The 19,607-nt window shown below is 71.0% G+C and carries 14 protein-coding genes, 2 pseudogenes and 1 riboswitch; of the genes and pseudogenes, 7 read left to right on the forward strand and 9 right to left on the reverse strand.

Features of this window, described 5'->3' with window-relative positions:
- Positions 1–101: 101 nt before the first annotated feature.
- Positions 102–734, forward strand: coding sequence for a sigma-70 family RNA polymerase sigma factor (locus ABZ893_RS32345; protein WP_361411213.1), 633 nt, complete (start codon positions 102–104; stop codon positions 732–734).
- Between the two features lie 55 nt (positions 735–789).
- Positions 790–1,023, forward strand: a pseudogene (locus ABZ893_RS32350) (hypothetical protein); the annotation flags it as partial.
- 236 nt (positions 1,024–1,259) lie between these two features.
- On the opposite strand, the gene ABZ893_RS32355 reads toward ABZ893_RS32350, so the two are convergent.
- Positions 1,260–2,708 carry a glycine hydroxymethyltransferase gene (locus ABZ893_RS32355; protein WP_361411181.1) on the reverse strand — a complete coding sequence of 483 codons (1,449 nt, stop codon included), beginning with the start codon at positions 2,706–2,708 and terminating at the stop codon, positions 1,260–1,262.
- Between the two features lie 64 nt (positions 2,709–2,772).
- Positions 2,773–2,859, reverse strand: a riboswitch (ZMP/ZTP riboswitch).
- A 125-nt stretch (positions 2,860–2,984) separates the two neighbouring features.
- Here ABZ893_RS32355 and rocD point away from each other — a divergent pair.
- The 3 genes and pseudogenes from rocD to ABZ893_RS32370 all read left to right on the forward strand — a co-directional run.
- The gene (gene rocD / locus ABZ893_RS32360; protein WP_361411183.1) at positions 2,985–4,202 is read left to right on the forward strand and encodes an ornithine--oxo-acid transaminase; all 1,218 of its coding nucleotides are present in this window, start codon (positions 2,985–2,987) and stop codon (positions 4,200–4,202) included.
- Positions 4,203–5,047: 845 nt separating this feature from the next.
- The gene (locus ABZ893_RS32365) at positions 5,048–5,893 is read left to right on the forward strand and encodes a hypothetical protein (protein WP_361411215.1); all 846 of its coding nucleotides are present in this window, start codon (positions 5,048–5,050) and stop codon (positions 5,891–5,893) included.
- A 9-nt stretch (positions 5,894–5,902) separates the two neighbouring features.
- Positions 5,903–5,998, forward strand: a pseudogene (locus ABZ893_RS32370) (pentapeptide repeat-containing protein); the annotation flags it as partial.
- 595 nt (positions 5,999–6,593) lie between these two features.
- Here ABZ893_RS32370 and ABZ893_RS32375 read toward each other — a convergent pair.
- Positions 6,594–8,057, reverse strand: a complete 1,464-nt coding sequence (locus ABZ893_RS32375; RefSeq protein WP_361411185.1) for a PLP-dependent aminotransferase family protein — start codon at positions 8,055–8,057, stop codon at positions 6,594–6,596.
- A 47-nt stretch (positions 8,058–8,104) separates the two neighbouring features.
- Between ABZ893_RS32375 and ABZ893_RS32380 the strand changes: the two genes are divergently transcribed.
- On the forward strand, positions 8,105–8,632 hold the full coding sequence (locus ABZ893_RS32380; protein WP_361411187.1) for a carboxymuconolactone decarboxylase family protein: 528 nt from the start codon (positions 8,105–8,107) through the stop codon (positions 8,630–8,632).
- 59 nt (positions 8,633–8,691) lie between these two features.
- The gene (locus ABZ893_RS32385; RefSeq protein WP_361411217.1) at positions 8,692–9,120 is read left to right on the forward strand and encodes a carboxymuconolactone decarboxylase family protein; all 429 of its coding nucleotides are present in this window, start codon (positions 8,692–8,694) and stop codon (positions 9,118–9,120) included.
- A gap of 161 nt (positions 9,121–9,281) precedes the next feature.
- On the opposite strand, the gene ABZ893_RS32390 is transcribed toward ABZ893_RS32385, so the two are convergent.
- The 7 genes from ABZ893_RS32390 to ABZ893_RS32420 form a co-directional block, all read right to left on the reverse strand.
- Positions 9,282–10,253 (reverse strand): ABC transporter substrate-binding protein, encoded by a 972-nt coding sequence (locus ABZ893_RS32390; RefSeq protein ID WP_361411219.1) that lies wholly within the window; start codon positions 10,251–10,253, stop codon positions 9,282–9,284.
- 17 nt (positions 10,254–10,270) lie between these two features.
- Positions 10,271–12,244 carry an ABC transporter permease subunit gene (locus tag ABZ893_RS32395; RefSeq protein WP_361411189.1) on the reverse strand — a complete coding sequence of 658 codons (1,974 nt, stop codon included), beginning with the start codon at positions 12,242–12,244 and terminating at the stop codon, positions 10,271–10,273.
- Entirely contained in the window at positions 12,244–13,536 is a 1,293-nt protein-coding gene (locus ABZ893_RS32400) for a glycine betaine/L-proline ABC transporter ATP-binding protein (RefSeq protein WP_361411191.1), read from the reverse strand. The genes ABZ893_RS32395 and ABZ893_RS32400 overlap by 1 nt, the downstream gene beginning before the upstream one ends.
- Positions 13,536–15,074 carry a GMC oxidoreductase gene (locus ABZ893_RS32405; protein WP_361411193.1) on the reverse strand — a complete coding sequence of 513 codons (1,539 nt, stop codon included), beginning with the start codon at positions 15,072–15,074 and terminating at the stop codon, positions 13,536–13,538. Before ABZ893_RS32405 ends, ABZ893_RS32400 begins: the two co-directional genes overlap by 1 nt.
- Positions 15,075–15,130: 56 nt before the next feature.
- A complete protein-coding gene (locus tag ABZ893_RS32410) occupies positions 15,131–16,633 on the reverse strand; it encodes an aldehyde dehydrogenase family protein (protein WP_361411195.1) in 1,503 nt (500 codons plus the stop codon).
- A gap of 397 nt (positions 16,634–17,030) precedes the next feature.
- The gene (locus ABZ893_RS32415; RefSeq protein ID WP_361411197.1) at positions 17,031–18,023 is read right to left on the reverse strand and encodes a malate dehydrogenase; all 993 of its coding nucleotides are present in this window, start codon (positions 18,021–18,023) and stop codon (positions 17,031–17,033) included.
- Positions 18,024–18,321: 298 nt separating this feature from the next.
- The gene (locus ABZ893_RS32420; protein WP_361411199.1) at positions 18,322–19,305 is read right to left on the reverse strand and encodes an XRE family transcriptional regulator; all 984 of its coding nucleotides are present in this window, start codon (positions 19,303–19,305) and stop codon (positions 18,322–18,324) included.
- Positions 19,306–19,607 lie beyond the last annotated feature (302 nt).

Raw genomic sequence — 19,607 nt, forward strand, 5'->3', positions numbered from 1 at the left:
CGGCCCGCGCCCCGTGGCGTCGAGAACTGGCTGCGGAGCCCGTTCAGAAATGCGTCCGGGACGGGTGGGAACCGATGGGCGGGGTGCGGTGTATCAACGGTATGAGGACACAGGGGGAGGTCCTGGAGGGGGACCGCGACGTCGACGACGAGCGTGCGGTGATCGCTCGCGTGCGTGCAGGAGAGGTGGAGGCGTACGCGGTGTTGGTGCGCGCCTTCACCGGTCTGGCACTGCGGGCGGCACGGGCGCTCGGGGCGGGCTCGGACGCGGAAGACGTGGTGCAGCAGGCCTTCTTCAAGGCGTACTGCGCGCTGGGACGGTTCCGGGACGACTCGTCGTTCAAGCCGTGGCTGCTCGCGATCGTCGCCAACGAGACGAGGAACACAGTGCGCTCCGCGGTGCGGCAGCGGTCGGTCGTGGGGCGGGAGGCGACGTTGATAGAGGCCGAGCCCCTGATACCCGAGACCGCGGATCCGGCGGTCGCGGCAGTCCGTGACGAGCGCCGGTCGGCACTGCTCGCGGCCTTGGAGGAACTGAGCGAGGAGCATCGGCTCGTCGTCACGTACCGGTATCTGCTGGAGATGGACGAGGCGGAGACTGCCGAGGCTCTGGGCTGGCCGCGCGGCACCGTGAAGTCGAGGCTCAATCGGGCGCTGCGGAAGCTGAAGCGGATTCTTCCGGCCGAGCTGGGGCCTGGGGAGGAAGGTGGCGAGCATGTGCGAGTCGGATCATGAAGCCGGGGCTGACCACGGGTACGGCAGAAGTCACGGATGCCGCACGCACGGCGGTGTGAGTGGTGGCCGTGCGGGCGGCAGCGGTGCGGACCGCTGGCTGCCGGATGAGCTGCGGGCGCTGGGCAGAGCTTTGGACGGTGCCGGTCCCGGGCCCGAGACGATGGTCGAGCGGGTGCTCGCGCAGATACTCGCCGAGTCGATTCCCGTGCCGGTGGCTGAGCCGGCTCGGCGGTCCTCCCGGGTGCGGCGCGTCCGCCGCTGGATACGGAAGCGGTGGAGAGCGCTCACCGGCCGGACTCGCTGAGGAACTCCCACATCCAAGTGGGAACCCGTCAGGACTGAGCGGTGTACCAGAAGTGAATCGGCACAGGGGAGCAGATCGGGGGGGAACGGATGCGAGCGGTACGGAGTCTGGGGGCACTTGCGCTCGGCTGTCCCCCGCCCCACCCTGGCCGGCCCGTCGGTGGGCTGGTGACGGGCGGGCAGGAGTGGGGCTGGGGGGCAGTGAGCGAGAGCGCCGATGGCTCAGGTGAGGTCGACTTCCGGGTACAGGGGGAAGCCGCTCAGCAGGTCGGACGCGCGCGTGGCGACCTCGTCGGCGACCTTCGCGTCCAGGATGTGCTGGGCCTTGGAGGGAGCGCCCTTGCTGGTGGTGCCCGGCTGTGCGGTGGTGAGGACTCGATCGATCAGGCCGGCGACCTCGTCCATCTCCGCGCCGCCCAGACCACGGGTGGTCAGGGCAGGGGTGCCGATGCGGATGCCGGAGGTGTACCAGGCCCCGTTGGGGTCGGCCGGGATGGAGTTGCGGTTGGTGACGATGCCGGAGTCGAGGAGCGCGTTCTCGGCCTGACGACCGGTGAGCCCGTAGGAGGTGGCGACATCGATCAGGTTGAGGTGGTTGTCCGTGCCGCCCGTGACGAGCGTGGCGCCGCGCCGGGTCAGGCCCTCGGCGAGGGAGCGGGCGTTGTCGACGACGGACTGGGCGTACTGGCGGAACTCGGGGCGGCGGGCCTCGGCGAGGGCGACGGCCTTGGCTGCCATGACGTGCGGCAGCGGGCCGCCGAGCACCATCGGGCAGCCGCGGTCGACCTGGTCGGCGAGCGAGTCGTCGCAGAGGACCATGCCGCCGCGCGGGCCGCGCAGCGACTTGTGCGTCGTGGTGGTGACGATCTGGGCGTGCGGGATCGGATCGAAGTCGCCGGTGAGGACCTTGCCGGCGACAAGACCCGCGAAGTGCGCCATGTCGACCATGAGGGTCGCCCCGACCTCGTCGGCGATCTCGCGCATGATGCGGAAGTTCACGAGGCGGGGGTAGGCGGAGTAGCCGGCGACGATGATCAACGGCTTGAAGTCGCGGGCGGTGGCGCGCAGGGCTTCGTAGTCGACGAGGCCGGTATGCGGGTCGGTGCCGTAGCTGCGCTGGTCGAACATCTTGCCGGAGATGTTCGGGCGGAAGCCGTGGGTGAGGTGGCCGCCGGCGTCCAGGGACATGCCGAGCATCCGCTGGTTACCGAAGGCCTGGCGGAGTTCGGCCCAGTCGGCGTCGGAGAGGTCGTTGACGTTGCGGACACCCGCGCGCTCCAGGGCGGGAGCCTCGACGCGCTGGGCGAGGACGGCCCAGAAGGCGACGAGGTTGGCGTCGATGCCGGAGTGGGGCTGGACGTAGGCGTGGTTCGCGCCGAAGAGCTCGCGGGCGTGTTCGGCGGCGAGGGCCTCGACGGTGTCCACGTTGCGGCAGCCGGCGTAGAAGCGGCGGCCGACGGTGCCCTCGGCGTACTTGTCGCTGAACCAGTTCCCCATCGCGAGGAGGGTCGCCGGGGAGGCGTAGTTCTCGCTGGCGATCAGCTTGAGCATCTCGCGCTGGTCGGCGATCTCCTGGCCGATCGCATCGGCCACGCGGGGCTCGACACCGCGGATCACGTCGAGGGCGCTGCGGAAGGCTACGGACTCGGTGGAGAGGGTGGGCTCTGGCATGACGGACCTCCGGACGGATGGGGCCTCCACCGGCCCGAGCGAGATCGGGAGCCGGGGAAGTTCACGGGTCGGCCCAGGCGCACGGCACACAGTTCTCGGGCCGCTCCACGATGGTCGGTCCCATCCAAGCGCGCCAGTCACGGCCCTGTCGCCACATTACCGGGCGCGCCGGAAGGCGAGGTTTCCCGGTCCACGATGCGAGCGACGATAGGAAGAGGCCACAAGCCCGCGTCTTCGCGCCGCCAAAGCTGTAAGAACGGAGATCCCGTGACTGCTGTGACTCCTCCGAATGCCGCAACGGACGCCTTCATCACCGCGTCCGAAGCGCACAGCGCGCACAACTACCACCCGCTGCCCGTCGTGGTCGCCACGGCGGAGGGGGCGTGGATGACGGATGTCGAGGGGCGCCGCTGCCTCGACATGCTCGCCGGTTACTCGGCCCTCAACTTCGGCCATGGGAACCGGCGGCTGATCGACGCCGCCAAGGCGCAGTTGGAGCGGGTGACGCTGACGTCCCGCGCCTTCCATCACGACCGGTTCGCCGAGTTCTGCACCCAGCTCGCGGAGCTGTGCGGCATGGACATGGTGCTGCCGATGAACACGGGGGCGGAGGCCGTGGAGACCGCCGTCAAGACGGCGCGGAAGTGGGGGTACCAGGTCAAGGGGGTGCCCGACGGCAGAGCGAAGATCGTCGTCGCTGGCAACAACTTCCATGGGCGGACCACGACGATCGTCAGCTTCTCCACGGACCTGGAGGCGCGCGCGGACTTCGGGCCCTACACGCCCGGGTTCGAGATCGTTCCGTACGGCGATCTGACGGCGTTGCGGGGCGCTGTCACCGAGAACACCGTCGCGGTGCTGCTCGAACCGATCCAGGGTGAGGCCGGTGTTCTGGTGCCGCCGGCCGGATATCTGCCGGCTGTAAGGGAGTTGACCCGCGAGCGGAACGTGCTGTTCATCGCGGACGAGATCCAGTCGGGGCTCGGGCGGACCGGGCGGACGTTCGCCTGTGAGCACGAGGGTGTGGTGCCGGACATGTACGTCCTGGGCAAGGCGCTCGGCGGTGGGGTCGTTCCGGTGTCTGCGGTGGTGTCCAGCGCAGAGGTGCTGGGGGTGTTCAAGCCTGGGGAACACGGGTCGACGTTCGGTGGGAATCCGCTCGCCTGCGCCGTGGCGCTCGAGGTCATCGCGATGCTGCGCAGCGGGGAGTTCCAGAAGCGGGCGGCGGAACTGGGCGAACACCTGCACACGGAGCTCACCCAGCTGACGGGGACGGGCAAGGTCACGCAGGTGCGGGGACGTGGGTTGTGGGCGGGGGTCGACATCGATCCGTCGTGCGGCACGGGGAGGGAGATCTCGGAGAAGTTGATGGCGAAGGGGGTGCTCGTCAAGGACACGCACGGGAGCACGATCCGGATCGCTCCCCCGCTGGTGATCAGTAAGGAGGACCTGGACTGGGGGCTGGAGCAGCTCCGGGCGGTCTTGGCCGAGTGACGATGCCGCCGACGGTGGCCCCTCTCCGAGGAGGGCGCGCTGGGAGGGGCGGGGTGTGCAGCGGGTGACGGCTGGGCGGGGCGGCGGATGGGCGCGGCTGGCAGGACGGCGGATGGTGGCCCGGCCGGGCGGTGGCCGCGCCGGGCGGTGGATGGGTGCGGGCCGGGAGGCGGCTCCGGGGAGGGGCGTTCCGTCACGGCGGTGGTGGGTGCGGTCACCGACCGGACGGTGGATGACGGAGAGGCCGGGCGTCGGCGCCGGTGGGCAGCAAAGCGTCTCGGTAGTGGCGGGTCGGGGCGGCAGATGCCCGGGGCGGGCGGCGGGCCGTACCTGGCCAGCCGGTGGAGGGCATAGAGACCGAGCGGCGGCGCCGGTGGGCAGGAAGCCGTTGCGACCGGGGCGAGGCTGGCACGGTGGATACCAGGCGGCAGGCCGTACTCGGCTGGCCGGTGGTTGGCAGAGGCGCCGGGCGTCGGCGCCGGTGGGCAGGAAAGCGTTGCGCCGTGGCGAGGCCTAGGCGGCGGATGTCGGGCGGCGGGTAGCTGGGCGCACCCGACCTGGTGGTGGATGGCAGAGGCCAGGCGTCGGTGCCGGTGGGCAGGAAGCCGTTGCGGCTGGGCCGAGGCCAGGCCGGCGGATGTCAGGCGGCGGGCCGCAGTCGACCTGGTGGTGCACGGTGGGGGGTCGGGCGGTGGTGCCGGTGAGCAGGGAGCTGGCGAGGCGGTGGCGGGCCGAGGGCGGGCGGCGGGTATCGCGGCGAGCGGTGGGTAGCGGGTCGGGCGGTGGTGGAGGGTGCCGGGGGCTGGTCATCTGGCTTGCTCTACAGTCCCTTTGTGCTTCTTGGAATGGTTTGCGCGCTCGGGTCGGCGGTCTGCTTCGGTACGGCTTCCGTGTTGCAGGCGGCTGCTGCGCGGGCCGCGGAGCCGGGGTCGGGGTCCGGGGTCGATGCGGCGTTGCTGCTTCGGGCTTTGCGGCAGTGGCGTTACATCGCGGGGCTCGGGCTCGATGGGCTCGGGTTCGTGTTGCAGGTCGTGGCGCTGCGGTCGATTCCGATCTACGCCGTCGGGGCGGCGCTGGCGTCGAGTCTGGCGGTGACGGCAGTCGTTGCCTCGCGGCTGCTGGGCACGCGGTTGAGCGGCGTCGAGTGGGGTGCCGTCGGGGTGGTCGTGGCGGGGCTGGCGATGTTGGGGCTGGCGTCGGGGGCGGAGGGAGCGCAGGCGGGTTCGGATGCGCTGCGGTACGCGATGTTGGGGACGGCGGTCGGGGTTCTCGGGATCGGTGCGGTGGCCGGGCGGTTGCCGGGGCGGGGGCGGGCGCTCGCTCTGGGGTTGGGTGCGGGGTTCGGGTTCGGGGTGGTGGAGGTGTCCGTACGGCTCATCGACGATGTGTCGCCGGGCGCGTTGCTCAGTAATCCGGCGACGTACGCGTTGCTGATCGGTGGGGGGTCGGCATTTCTGCTGCTGACGTCTGCGTTGCAGAAGGGGTCGGTGACCACGGCGACTGCGGGGATGGTCGTGGGCGAGACGGTTGGGCCGGCGCTCGTCGGCGTGATCTGGCTCGGGGATCGCACACGCGAGGGGCTGGGTTGGCTGGCGGTTCTTGGGTTCGTGGTGGCCGTTGCGGGGGCGTTGGCGCTGACGCGGTTCGGGGAGGCGCCGGTGGAGGACGCGTCTGAGCCCGCTCAGGTCTGACCTCGTCGGGCCCGGTTTCGCTGGGCTCGGTTTCGTCGGGCTCGGTTTCGTCGGGCTCGGTTTCGTCGGACACCCTCTCCTCCCGCCCGGTGCCTTGGGACCTGACCCCGGTCGCGCCTGATCTGATGGACCTGACCTTGTGGGACCTGACTCCGCCGCGCCCGATCTCGTCCCACCTGGCTTCGCCGGGCCCGTCCTCGGGAGCCTGTCCGCGGGACCCGTACTCAGAAGGCCTGTCCTCGGGGGAGCTGACACTCCAGGCCTGCCCGACCTCGTCCGAGCGTCACCCCATCGGATCTGACGGCCTCGGATCCGACCCAGCCGAGCCTCATCCCATCGAGCCTTGCCCCCGTAGAGCCCGATCTCTTCGTGCTTGCCCCGGCCTGATCCGCCGCGACGAGCCTGACCTCGTCGGACCTCACCCCCAGGGCCGGCCTCTTCGGGTGCGACCCACTCACCTGGTCTCGTCGGCCCCAATCCGTTCGGATCCGACCTCGTCCGGCCTTGCCCCGCCCGGGTTCCGTCGGACCCGCGCCCCGTCGCGCCAGCCCAGGGCGGGGCTACCGGCGCCGCCCCGGCACGCGCCTCGCACCGCCCCAGTCCGCGTCTGGCCGCACCACCCCAGCACACGCACGCCCTCCCGGAGCCCCGGCCTCGCCACACCGCCCGAGCCCGCAGAGTCCCGCCCAGACCCGCCCCCCTACGGCAGCACCCGGCAAAGTGCCTCCAAGGCACCCGACCACGCGTGGTCCGGTGGGGTTCCGTAGCCGACCACCAAAGCGTCCTGCGCTGGTTCGGCGGGAGCCGTGTCGTGGCGGAAGCTGGAGAGGCCGGAGACTCCTAGGCGTTGCCAGGCGGCGGCTCGGACTACGGACTGTTCGGTGCCGGGTGGGAGTTGGAGGACTGCGTGCAGGCCGGCGGCGATGCCGGTGACGCGGACGTCGGGGGCGCGTTCGGCGAGGGCGGTGACGAGTTGGTCGCGGCGACGGCGGTAGCGGAGGCGGGCGCCGCGGACGTGGCGGTCGTAGGCGCCGGAGCCGATGAACTCGGCGAGGGTCAGCTGGTCGAGGACTCCGCACGACCAGTCGGAGATGCCCTTCGCCTCGGTCACCTCGGCGGCGACGGACTGCGGGAGTACCAGCCAGCCGAGGCGCAGGCCTGGGGCGAGGGACTTGCTGGCGGTGCCGAAGTAGACGACGCGGTCGGGGTCCAGGCCCTGGAGGGCGCCGACGGGCTGGCGGTCGTAGCGGAACTCGCCGTCGTAGTCGTCCTCCAGGATCAGGCCGCCGGTGCGGCGGGCCCAGTCGACGGCGGCGGTGCGGCGGTCGGGGTGGAGGGGGACGCCCGTCGGGAACTGGTGGGCGGGGGTCAGGAGGGCGGCGCCGACGTCCGTTTCGCCAGTGGCCAATTCGCCGGTGGCCCATTCACCGGTGGCCAATTCGTCGGTGCGGGTGCCCAGTTGGTCGAGTGGGAGGGGGTGGGTGTGTAGGCCGGAGCGGGTGAGGATGTTCCAGTGGACGTCCAGGCCGTATGTCTCGACGGCCACGTCCTGGACGCCGCGGGCCCGCAGTACGTCGCCGAGCAGCATCAGGCCGTGGACGAAGCCGGAGCAGATCATGATGCGGTCCGGGTCGGCGTGGACGCCGCGGGCGCGGGCGAGGTAGCCGGCGAGGGCGGTGCGGAGTTCGATGCGGCCGCGTGGGTCGCCGTAGCCGAGGGCCTCGTTGGGGGCGGCGGCTAGGGCCCGCCGGGTGGCCTTGAGCCATTCGGCGCGGGGGAAGGAGGACAGGTCGGGGGTGCCGGGGTGCAGGTCGTGGAGGAGTCCGGAGCGGGGGCGCCGGCCGCGCGCCGGGGTGGGCGTGCCGACGCGGTGTGTCTCCACCGGGCGCTCCGCCACGCGGGTTCCCGAGCCCTGGCGGGCGGTGAGCCAGCCCTCGGCGACGAGGTCCGCGTAGGCGTCGGCGACGGTGTTGCGGGCGATGCCCAGGTCGGCGGCGAGGGTGCGGGAGGAGGGCAGCCGGGAGCCGGGGGCGAGGCGTCCGCCTCGGACGGCGGTGCGGAGTGCGTCGGTCAGGCCTTTGCGCAGGCCAGGGCCGGTCGGTTCGACGTGCAGATCGATGCCGAGCGCTTGGCCGGAGGGCGAAGTGGCCCAGGATTCCACCATGGAAATGGACCATACCTGTGGGCTACTCCGCCCGTAGGGTCGAGGCCATGACCACGAACGCCACCAGCACCGAAGTCCCCGGCACCGACACCCACAGCGAGTACGTCCACGAGCACACGCCCCGCCTCGCGTGGGCCAAGCACGCGCCGGAGGTCTACAAGGCGATGATCCGGCTCGACGCGGAGGCCCGAAAGGGGGTCGATCCGGTGACGCTGGAGCTGGTCAAGATCCGCGCCTCGCAGCTCAACCGCTGCGCGCTCTGCCTCGACATGCACTCCAAGGACGCGCTCGCGGCGGGCGAGAGTGTCGAGCGGATCATCCAGCTCAGCGCGTGGGAGGAGTCGAAGCACTTCTACACGGCCCGCGAGATCGCGGCGATCGAGCTGACCGAGGCGATCACGGTTCTCACGGATGGTTTCGTGCCGGACGAGACGTATGCGAAGGCGGCGGCGCTGTACGACGAGCGGGAGCTGGCGCAGTTGATCGCCGCGATCACGGTGATCAATGCGTGGAACCGGTTCGGGGTGTCGACTCGGATGTCCCCGGGGCATTACACGCCGGGCGACTTCAAGTGACGGCCCCCGCGGGCGCCCGAACCGACGCCCCGGCCACCGCCACCGCTCGCACCACCTACCTGCCTCCCGGAGTACGCGACGCGATGGTCGCGTTGAGCGCCGCCGCCAAGAAGGGACTCGGCGATCCCGTTCTCGCCGAGCTGGTCATGATCCGGGCGTCGCAGCTCAACGAGTGCGCGTTCTGCCTGGACATGCACGTGGACCTCGCCGTCGAGAAGAACGGGGAGAGTGCCAAGCGGATCGCGCTGCTCAGCACTTGGGCGGAGGCGCCCGCCCACTTCACGGAGCGCGAGCGGGCCGCGCTAGCTCTGACCGAGGCGGTCACGGTCCTCACCGAAGGATTCGTACCCGACGAGGTGTACGAGACCGCCGCCAAACACTTCAGCGAGGACGAACTCGCCCATCTCCTAGGCGTGATCACCGCCATCAACAGCTGGAACCGGCTCATGGTGAGCCGCCGGATCGCGCCGGGCGGGCCCGCGTGGTGACGTGACCCGCCGGTCACACAGCCTGTGCCGGGTGCCCCTCCCTCAGGAAGGGCACCCGGCACAGGCCACACCAGTCACGCACCCGGCGCGGACGCGCGTCCGGCACACATGGCGCACCCAGCACACACACGCCCACGCCCCCGCCCCCGCGCCGCACGGCATTACTTCGGCAGCCAAGCCCTCCACGTCGACTCATGCCCGTCGATCCACTTCTTCGCCGCCTGTTCCGGCGTCAGCTTCTGGTCGGCGATCATCAGGGAGACCTGATTCTGGTCCTCCGTCGTCCACTTGAAGTTCTTCAGGAACTGGGCCGCCTTGCCGCCCTTCTTCGAGAAGTTGGCGTTGAGGTACTTCTTGAGCGGGGTCTTCGGGTAGGCGCAGGCGACCTTCGCCGCGTCGGCGTCGCAGCCGGTCTTGTAGTCCGGCAGCTTCACCTCCGTCATCGGCACCTTCTTGAAGAGCCACTGCGGCTGGTACCAGTACGTCAGGAACGGCTTCTTGGCCTTGGCGAACTGCTTGATCTGGGTGATCTGCGCCGCTTCGGAGCCCGAGAAGACGACCTGGTAGTTCAGCTTCAGGTTGCTGACCAGGGCCTTGTCGTTGGTGACGTACGACGGGGAGCCGTCGAGGAGCTGGCCCTTGCCGCCGCTCTCGGCGGTGCGCAGCTGGGACGCGTACTTGTTGAGGTTCTTCCAGTTCGTGACGTCCGGGTGCTGCTTGGCGAAGTACGTGGGGACGAACCAGCCGATGTGGCCGGTGACGCCGAGGTCGCCGCCGGGTTCGATCGTCTTCTTGTCCTTGACGTACCGCTGCACCTGTTCGGGGTGGCCCCAGTCCTCCATGATCGCGTCGACGCGGCCCTGGCTGAGCGCGTCCCACGCGGGGACCTCGTCGACCTGGACGGTGTCGACGCGGTAGCCGAGCTCGTGCTCGAGCAGATACTCGGCGACGGCGATGTTGGACTGTGCGCCCACCCAGGACTGGACGGACAGGGTCACCGTCTTGGCGCCCGCCGCGTTGGCGTACGGGGAGGACTGCTTGGTCATGTCGGCGGCGCCGCAGCCGGTGGCCACGAGGAGGGTGGCCGCGGCCCCCAGCCCAAGGGCCGTCCTGCGTGCCCGCGGTGTGTTCATACGTGCTCGCATCGCGGTCACGCTCCCTTCTTCGCGCGGCGCTCGGTCGGCTGCGTGACCCGGTCCAGCATCAGGCCGAGGCACACGATCGCGGCGCCCGCGACGAGTCCGGTCGCCAGGTCGCCCTGCGCGAGACCGAACACGACGTTGTAGCCGAGTGCGCCACCGCCCACGAGACCGCCGATGATGACGACGGCGAGGACGAGGACGACGCCCTGGTTCACGGCGAGAAGCAGTGCGGGCCTGGCCAGCGGCAGCTGGACCTGGCGCAGTTGCTGCCCGCTCGTCGCGCCCATGGACCGGGCCGACTCCATGGCCGCGCTGTCGACCTCGCGCAGTCCCTGCGTCGTGATGCGGATGACGGCCGGGAGGGCGTAGACGACGGCGGCGGCGATCGCGGGGGCGCGGCCGACGCCGAACAGCGCGACGACCGGGATCAGGTACACGAACTGCGGCATCGTCTGGCAGACGTCGAGCACGGGCCGCAGCAGCCGCTCGACGCGCTCGCTGCGCGCCGCGCCGATGCCGACCGCGAAGCCGATGACGAGCGTCACGGCGACGGCCGCGAGTACCTGGGACAGGGTGTCGAGCGACGGGTTCCACACGCCGAGGACACCGATCGCGGCCATGGCGAGGACGGCGGTCAGCGCGGTGCGCCAGGTGCCGATCAGCCAGGCGAGCGCGGCGACGACGAGGAGTACGGACCACCAGGGCATCCCCTGGAGGCCGTCGCGCAGCGGGTCGAGGACCCAGGTGGTGAAGTGGCCGGCCCAGTCGGCGGTTCCGCCGATGACGGGGACGCCGGTGTACAGGTGGTTGGTCATCCAGTCGACAGCCTTGTCGACCGGGTCGGCGATGTTGACCAGCCAGGAGCCGGGCCAGTCGACCCGGCCGGCGAAGCGGGCCGCGAGGGCGACGGCGAGCGTGAGGGCGGCGGCGACGGCCCAGCCGTTCAGGCCGTTCAGACGGCGGCCGTCAGGTTCGGCGGCGCCGAGCCGCTCCCCCGCCGCAGCGGTCGTACGGTCCAGGATCACGGCGAGCAGCACGATCGGGATGCCGGCCGCGAGGGCGGCGCCGACGTCGACGGAGGCCAGCGCCTGGTAGACGCGGTCACCGAGACCGCCCGCGCCGATCACCGATGCGATGACGGCCATCGAGAGCGCCATCATGATCGTCTGGTTGAGCCCGAGGAGGAGCTGCTTCCGGGCGAGCGGGAGCCGGGCTGTCAGGAGCCGCTGGCGCGCGGTCGCGCCGAGCGAGGCGACGGCCTCCATGACTCCGCCGTCCGCTCCGCGCAGGCCGAGCGCGGTGAGGCGGGCCATCGGCGGGGCCGCGTAGACCACGGTCGCGAGGACGGCGGCCGGGACACCGATGCCGAACACGAGGACGACCGGCAGCAGGTACGCGAACGCGGGCAGGACCTGCATCGTGTCGAGTACCGGCCGCAGCGCCCGGTTCGTACGGTCGGACAGGCCGGCCGCGAGTCCGAGGATCGCGCCGAGCACGACCGAGGCCAGCACGGCGACGATCATCAGGGCGAGCGTCTGCATCGTGGGGACCCACATGCCGAGCAGGCCGCAGGCGAGGAACGCGACACCGGCGGCAGCCGCGAGCTTCACGCCCGCGACGCGCCACGCGACGAGCGCGGCCGCGGCGGTGACTCCGGCCCAGCCGGCGGCGAGAAGCACCAGGTAGACGGCGCGTACGCAGATGACGACCGCGTTGCTGATGTAGCCGAAGAAGTACAGGAACAGCGGGTGCGTGTCCCGGTTGTTGATGATCCAGTCGCTGGTGCGGCTCAGCGGACCGGTCAGGTCGACGGTGAGCGCGTGCGGCCAGCTGCCGCTGGACCAGCGGGCGTTGACGATCGGTACGAGTACGGCCGCGATGACCGCGAGCACCACGAGCTTGCCGAGGGCGCGATTGCGCAGGAGCGCGCCGAAGCGCGGGGTGTCCGCCGCGGGGGCGGTGACGGTACTGGCGGCGCCCATCAGACGACCTCCTCGCCCGGGGGCGTGGGCACGTCGGTGGCACCTGCAACGGGGGCGTCACCTACGTGGGGCGCGCCGCCGTCGCCGGACGCGTCACCGACACGCGCCACGCCCCCGTCGCCGTCGCCGGCCACGCCATCCTTACTGACGGCGACCGAAGCACCGGCCTCCGAAACCGAGCCCCCCGAAGCCCCAGCCTCCGAAGCGTCAACCTCAGAAGTCTCAAGCCCCGTCCCCGCCACAACCCCCAGCAGCCGTTCATGGTCCACGACCCCCAGGCACTGCCCGTCGTCCATGACCCGTACCGCGAACCCGGTCCTCGCGACCGCCTCGATCGCCTCCGACACCGTCGCGTCCGGCTCGACGGCCGGGCCGCGTCCCATCTCGTCGGCGTCGGCGGGCCGCATCGCGCGGCGCACCGTCATGACCTGCTCGCGCGGGACGTCGCGGACGAACTCGCGGACGTAGTCGTCGGCGGGCGAGCCCACGATCTCCTCGGGCGTGCCGAGCTGCACGATCTTGCCGTCGCGCATCAGCGCGATCCGGTCGCCGAGCCGCAGCGCCTCCGTCAGGTCGTGCGTGATGAAGACCATGGTCCGGCCCTCCTCACGGTGGAGGCGGATGACCTCTTCCTGCATGTCGCGGCGGATCAGCGGGTCGAGGGCGCTGAACGGCTCGTCGAACAGCAGCACTTCGGGATCGACCGCGAGGGCGCGCGCGAGCCCGACACGCTGCTGCTGACCGCCGGACAGCTGCCCGGGACGCCGCTGCTCAAGGCCTTCGAGGCCCACCTTGGCGACGACCTCCGCCGCCTTGGCGCGCCGCTCGGCACGGCCCACGCCCTGGATCTCCAGGCCGTACGCGACGTTGTCGAGGACGGTGCGGTGCGGCAGGAGCCCGAAATGCTGGAAGACCATGGCGGCGCGGTGCCGGCGCAGTTCGCGCAGGCGCGTCTTGTCCATGCCGAGGACGTCCTCGCCCTCGATGGACAGGCTGCCGGAGGTCGGCTCGATGAGCCGGGTCAGGCAGCGTACGAGGGTGGACTTGCCGGAGCCGGACAGGCCCATGACGACGAAGACCTCGCCCTTGCGGACGTCGAAGGTGACGTCCCGCACGGCGGCGGTGCACCCGGTCTGCTTGCGCAGTTCGGTGGCGTCCAGACCGGCGAGTCCGGCGTCACCGGGGACCCGGTCGGCCTTCGGGCCGAAGACCTTCCAGAGGTTGTTCACCGAGAAGACGGGCGCGTCCGCGCCCGTGTCACGTACGGCCTCAGCCGCGGCCTTGGTACTCATCACGCGTCACCACCCAGCAGCTCGGCACACTTCTCCCCGACCATGAGCACTCCGATCATCGGGTTGACCGCCGGCATCGTCGGGAAGACGGAGGCGTCGGCGATGCGGATCCCTTCGAGGCCGCGGATCCTCAACTCCGGGTCCACGACGGCGAGTTCATCATTCCTCGCGCCCATGCGACAGGTTCCGGCGGGGTGGTAGACGGTGTGAGCGACCTTGCGCGCGTACTCGCTGAGTTCCTCGTCGCCCACGACGTCGGGGCCGGGGCACACCTCGCGCTTGAGCCAGCCGGCGAGCGGCTCGGTCTTCGCGATCTCGCGGGCGATCCGGATGCCGTCGACGAGCGTGCGGCCGTCGTAGTCGTCCTCGTCCGTGAAGTAGCGGAAGTCGAGGGCGGGCTTGACCTCGGGGTCCGCGCTGGTCAGGTAGAGGCGGCCGCGGCTGTGCGGCTTGGGGATGTTCGGCGTCATCGAGACGCCGTGCTCGGGCTTCTCGTAGCCGAGCCGCTCCGGGTTGTCCGTGAACGGTATTTGGTAGAAGTGGAACATCAGGTCCGGGCCACCGGCCTCGGGGTCACGCTGGATGAACAGGCCCGCGTCGCTGTCCATCGCGGAGTTGTCGGGGATCGGCCCGTCCGTCTCCCACACGATCACGGACTCGGGGTGGTCGAGCAGGTTCTCGCCGACGCCCGGCAGGTCGTGCAGGACGGGGATGCCGAGGTTCTCCAGGTCGGCCTTCGGGCCGATGCCGGAGTGCATGAGCAGGCGGGGCGTGTCGACGGCGCCGGCGCACACCACGACCTCGCGCCGCGCGGCGAGCAGCGTCTCCGTACCGTCCTTGGACCGTACGTGGACGCCCTTGGCGCGCGTGCCGTCCATCTCCAGCTTGTAGGCCCAGGTCTCCAGGAGGAGCGTCAGGTTGGGCCGGTCACCGGCCTCCATGTGGGGGTGGAGGTAGGCGACGGAGGCGCTGGAGCGCTTGTTGTTCTCCGGGTGGTACGCGAGGTCGAAGAAGCCGACGCCGTCCTTGAACGGCGCCTTGTTGAAGCCGTCGACGCGCGGGACGCCGGTGCTCTTGCGGGCGGCCTCGACGAAGTCGCGGGCGATCGCGTTCCGGTCCTTCTCGTCGACGGCCACGATGTTGTTGCGCAGCTTGCCGAAGTACGGGTCCATCGCCTTGTGGTCCCAGCCCTCGGCGCCCGCGGCCGCCCACTCGTCCCAGTCGCCGGGCAGCGGCTTGAACGATATGAGCGTGTTGTGCGAGGAGCAGCCGCCGAGCACCTTGGCGCGGCTGTGCAGGATGTGCGAGTTGCCGCGCGGCTGCTCGGTGGTGGTGTAGCCGTAGTCGAGGTCGCCGCCGAGGAGGCCGAGCCAGCGGCGCAGCGTCAGGACGTCGTCCCGGTCGATGTCGCTGGGGCCGCCCTCGATGACGGCGACGGTGATGCCGGGGTCCTCGGTCAGCCGGGAGGCGATGACGGATCCGGCGGTACCGCCGCCGACGATGACGTAGTCGTACGTGTTCACGGACTTCTCAGACATGCGTCTACTCCGGAGTTGTGCGCGTACTTAGAAGGGGGGTGCTGAGCGCGGGGAGGTCAGCCCGCGAACCAGCGCACGGGCTTCGGGGCCAGGTTCTGGTACACGTGCTTGGACTCGCGGTACTCGGCGAGCCCGGCGGGGCCCAGTTCGCGGCCGATACCGCTCTTCCCGAAGCCGCCCCACTCCGCCTGCGGGAGGTAGGGGTGGAAGTCGTTGATCCAGATGGTGCCGTGGCGCAGGCGTCCGGCGACGCGGCGCGCGCGGCCGGCGTCGGCGGTCCAGACGGCGCCGGCGAGGCCGTACTCGGTGTCGTTGGCGAGGGCGACGGCCTCGTCCTCGGTGCGGAAGGTCTCGACGGTCAGGACGGGACCGAAGACCTCCTCGCGGACGACGCGCATCTCGCGGTGGCACTGGTCTAGGACGGTCGGCTCGTAGAAGTAACCGCCCACGGGCCGTACGTCGCTCGGCTCGGGCCGCTTGCCGCCGCAGCGCACGACGGCGCCCTCGGCGCGGGCGGAGGCCACGTACGCCTCGGTCTTGTCGCGCTGCTGCTCGGATACGAGGGGGCCGCACTCGACGCCGTCCTCGGTGCCCCGGCCGAGCCTGATCTTCTCGGCGCGGCGGGCGAGTTCGGCGACGAAGCGCTCGCGCACGGACTCCTCGATGATGAGGCGGGCGCCGGCGGAGCAGACCTGTCCGCTGTGGATGAAGGCGGCGTTGAGCGCCTGGTCGACGGCGGTGTCGAAGCCTTCCTCGGTGGCGCAGGAGTCGGCGAAGACGACGTTGGGGTTCTTGCCGCCAAGTTCGAGGGCGAGCTTCTTGACGTCGGTGGCGGCGGCCTGCGCGACCTTCTTGCCGCTGACCAGGCCGCCGGTGAAGGAGACGAGGTCGACGTCGGGGTGCTCGGCGAGCCGGGCGCCCACGGTGTGGCCGGGCCCGGTGACGATGTTGGCGACGCCCGCGGGAAGCCCTGCCTCCGCGAGGAGTTCGATCAGGATCACGGTGGACAGCGGCGTGATCTCGCTGGGCTTGATGACGAAGGCGTTGCCTGCGGCGAGCGCCGGGGCGACCTTCCAACTGGCCTGGAGGAGCGGGTAGTTCCACGGCGTGATGAGCGAGCACACGCCGACGGGCTCGTGCACGACGACGCTGTGGATCTCGTCGGAGCCGGCGTCGACGACCCGGCCGCCGCCCTCTCCCACGACGAGGTCGGCGAAGTACCGGAAGGCGTCGGCGACGCAGTCGACGTCGATGCGCCCCTCTTCGACGGTCTTGCCGGCGTCGCGGCTCTCGACGAGCCCGATCTTCTCCCGGTCGCGCACGAGGAGGTCGGCGACGCGGCGCAGCAGCGCGGCGCGCTCGGCGACCGGCGTGCCCGGCCATGTTCCTTCGTCGAAGGCGCGGCGCGCGGCGGCGACCGCGGCGTCCACGTCCTGGGCGTCGCCCTCGGCGATCAGCGCGAACGGCTGGGCATCCGCCGGGTCGAGAATCTCGCGTGTGGCCCCGGAGACGGCGCTGCGCCACTCTCCGTCCACGTAAATGCTCTGCTGTTCAGACACGTCCCGTTTTGCCTTCCGTTCCCGATCAATCCCCCCTGACCATTACAAGACTCCCTTTTCACGTGGAGCCCGCAACGTCGGAACCCCCTGCCCGGCAGATGGGAAAGCATTCACGATCCGTGGCCGAAAGTGCTCTGCATCACCATTCCGGCCGACCATTTTGCCTGAAATGTCACTACTCGCGGTACATCTCTGCCCAAGGCTCTGGGTCGCATTCGGCCCCCACGCTCGCACCTGCGGTGAACGGTGGTGAATACATTCATCCCGGGCACCCCTGACAAAACAACCGCGCCCCCGCCCGATCCGGATCAACCGGACGGGCGGGGGCGCGGGAAGCGCGGTGCGCGAGGTCAGCTCACGCGGGGCGCGGGGATCAAGCGTGCGCCGATCACGTGGCTCAGATGAGGCCGAGCTCGCGGACCGCGGCGCGCTCCTCCTCGAGCTCCTTCACCGACGCGTCGATGCGCGCACGGGAGAACTCGTTGATGTCCAGGCCCTGGACGATCTCGTACTTGCCGTCCTTGGTGGTGACGGGGAACGAGGAGATCAGGCCCTCCGGGACGCCGTAGGAGCCGTCCGACGGGATACCCATGGAGGTCCAGTCGCCCTCGGCGGTGCCGTTGACCCAGGTGTACACGTGGTCGATCGCGGCGTTCGCGGCCGAGGCGGCCGAGGACGCGCCACGGGCCTCGATGATCGCGGCGCCACGCTTGGCGACGGTCGGGATGAAGTCCTCGGCCAGCCACTTCTCGTCGCCGCCGATGGCCTCGATGGCCGGCTTGCCCGCGACGGACGCCTGGAACACGTCGGGGTACTGCGTGGCGGAGTGGTTGCCCCAGATGGTGAGGCGCTTGATGTCGGCGACCGTCGTGCCGGTCTTCTTCGCGAGCTGCGTGAGCGCGCGGTTGTGGTCGAGGCGGGTCATGGCCGTGAAGCGCTCGGCCGGTACGTCCGGGGCGGCGGCCTGCGCGATGAGCGCGTTCGTGTTGGCCGGGTTGCCGACGACGAGGACCTTGATGTCGTCCGCGGCGTTGTCGTTGATCGCCTTGCCCTGCGGCTTGAAGATGCCGCCGTTGGCGGAGAGCAGGTCGCCGCGCTCCATGCCCTTGGTGCGGGGGCGGGCGCCGACGAGGAGGGCGACGTTCGCGCCGTCGAAGGCGACGTTCGGGTCGTCCGAGATCTCGATGTTCTGCAGCAGCGGGAAGGCGCAGTCGTCGAGCTCCATGGCGGTGCCCTCGGCGGCCTTGAGCGCGGGGGTGATCTCCAGGAGGCGCAGGTTGACCGGCACGTCCGCGCCGAGCAGCTGGCCGGAGGCGATGCGGAAGAGCAGTGCGTAGCCGATCTGGCCGGCCGCGCCGGTGACGGTGACGTTCACGGGAGTGCGGGTCATGGCGTTCTCCGTATGACAGCAGGGCTTTTTTGATCGATCTCTCGGCGTCAAGAGATCCGCCCGTCAGGCTATCGCGCCCCGGACCCCCCGCACCTCCGGGTTCGTGTGGCCCACCCCACAATGTCCAGAGAACACCCGCTTCACGCAACAGCCGACGGCCGCCTGCCGGGAGAGGTGAGCAGACGGCCGCCTGTTGGGGGGCCACTTCGTGAGTGATCCCGTGGGGGTACTTCTCCGTCTGCCCCGGACCGGGACGGACATGCCCCCTGTTTCCCGCCAGGTTCGCGGCGGCCTCCCGCTACCGGGTGCAGCCCGCCGTACCCGTCTTGAGGATCGCGCAGGCCTGCGCCTCGCCCGCCTTCGCGACCGCCGTCATCGGGGTGTACGCGTCGAGGCGGGGGCCGACCGTGCCGGTCTGCGCGCCGGCGCCGCCGGGCCGCTGGATCCTGACCGTGTCGCCCGGCGTCGCCTGTGTGATGCGGGCCCAGGCCGCGCCGCACACCTCGCTGTAGCGGACCTCGACCCTGGCGGGGCCGACGAGCACGGAGGCCGTGGTCCGCGCCGAATCGCTGGCGCAGCCCATCGCTTCGGGGTCCTTGCCGGTGCAGTCCTTGCCGGTGCACTTGACGCCGGCGGGCAGTTCGGAGGCGCTGCTGGTGGGCGTCGCCTTCGGTTTCGCGACGGGGGCCTTGCCGTGCTCGCCGCCGCCGAGGCCGCCGCCCGTGAGGTACATGGCCACGGCGATGACGACGAGGGCGCCGACGACGCCCGCCAGGAACATCGTCAGTCGCCGCCTGCGCCGCTGCTGATCCGGGGAGCTGCTTCCGGCACTCTTTCCGGCGCGCGGGTGGTCGGGCTCGCCTGCGTACGACTGCTGCGGCACGGCCGGGACGGCATCCCGGATCTCCCCGATCCGGTTGTCCTTCTTGGTGGCCGTCGCCCCCGACTCCCCCAGCGCCGCGCGGGCCTGGGAGATGCGTATCGCCTCCATCGTCATGTCGTGGCGCATCTCGGAGCGGCTCCAGGCGCGCTCAGCCAGCTCCCACAGGGTCGTCAAATGGACCGGATGCGTGCCCGTCACCTCGGCCAGGGTCACGACCGCGCGCTTGGGCGCGAGCAGACGGCCGTTCAGATACCGCTCCCAGGACGTCTTGCTGTACCCGGTGCGGTCCGCGATCGCCGCGACGCTCAGCCCGCTGATGTCGACGAGCCTGCGGAGCTGACTCACGAACTCCCTGACCTGCGGGTCGAGTTCATCCGGCAGCGCCCTCCAACGAGGCATGGCTTTCCCCCCTGCTCCCCGGTCCCCCGAACATGCTCAGGATGGCAGTTCCGGAGACGGTACGCAGGAACGTGCGGCGGCGCCCGGCCGGGGAACCGTTGCCGATCTCGCACACCGTGGCGGAATGGTCACTTCCGTGCCACAGCGGCCCGCCGGCCCTTGAACCGTCCTGACGCGTCCATGACGCTGATGGCACGCGGTCGGTCGGGCCGCGACGAAGACAGGCGGCGCCCGTCCTCCCTCGGGGGCGCAGCCCGGTCAGGAGCTGAAGGCCCAGCGGGCCCGGGGCGGTGGCCCAGCCC

Source organism: Streptomyces sp. NPDC046821, assembly GCF_040645335.1.
GTDB lineage: Bacteria > Actinomycetota > Actinomycetes > Streptomycetales > Streptomycetaceae > Streptomyces.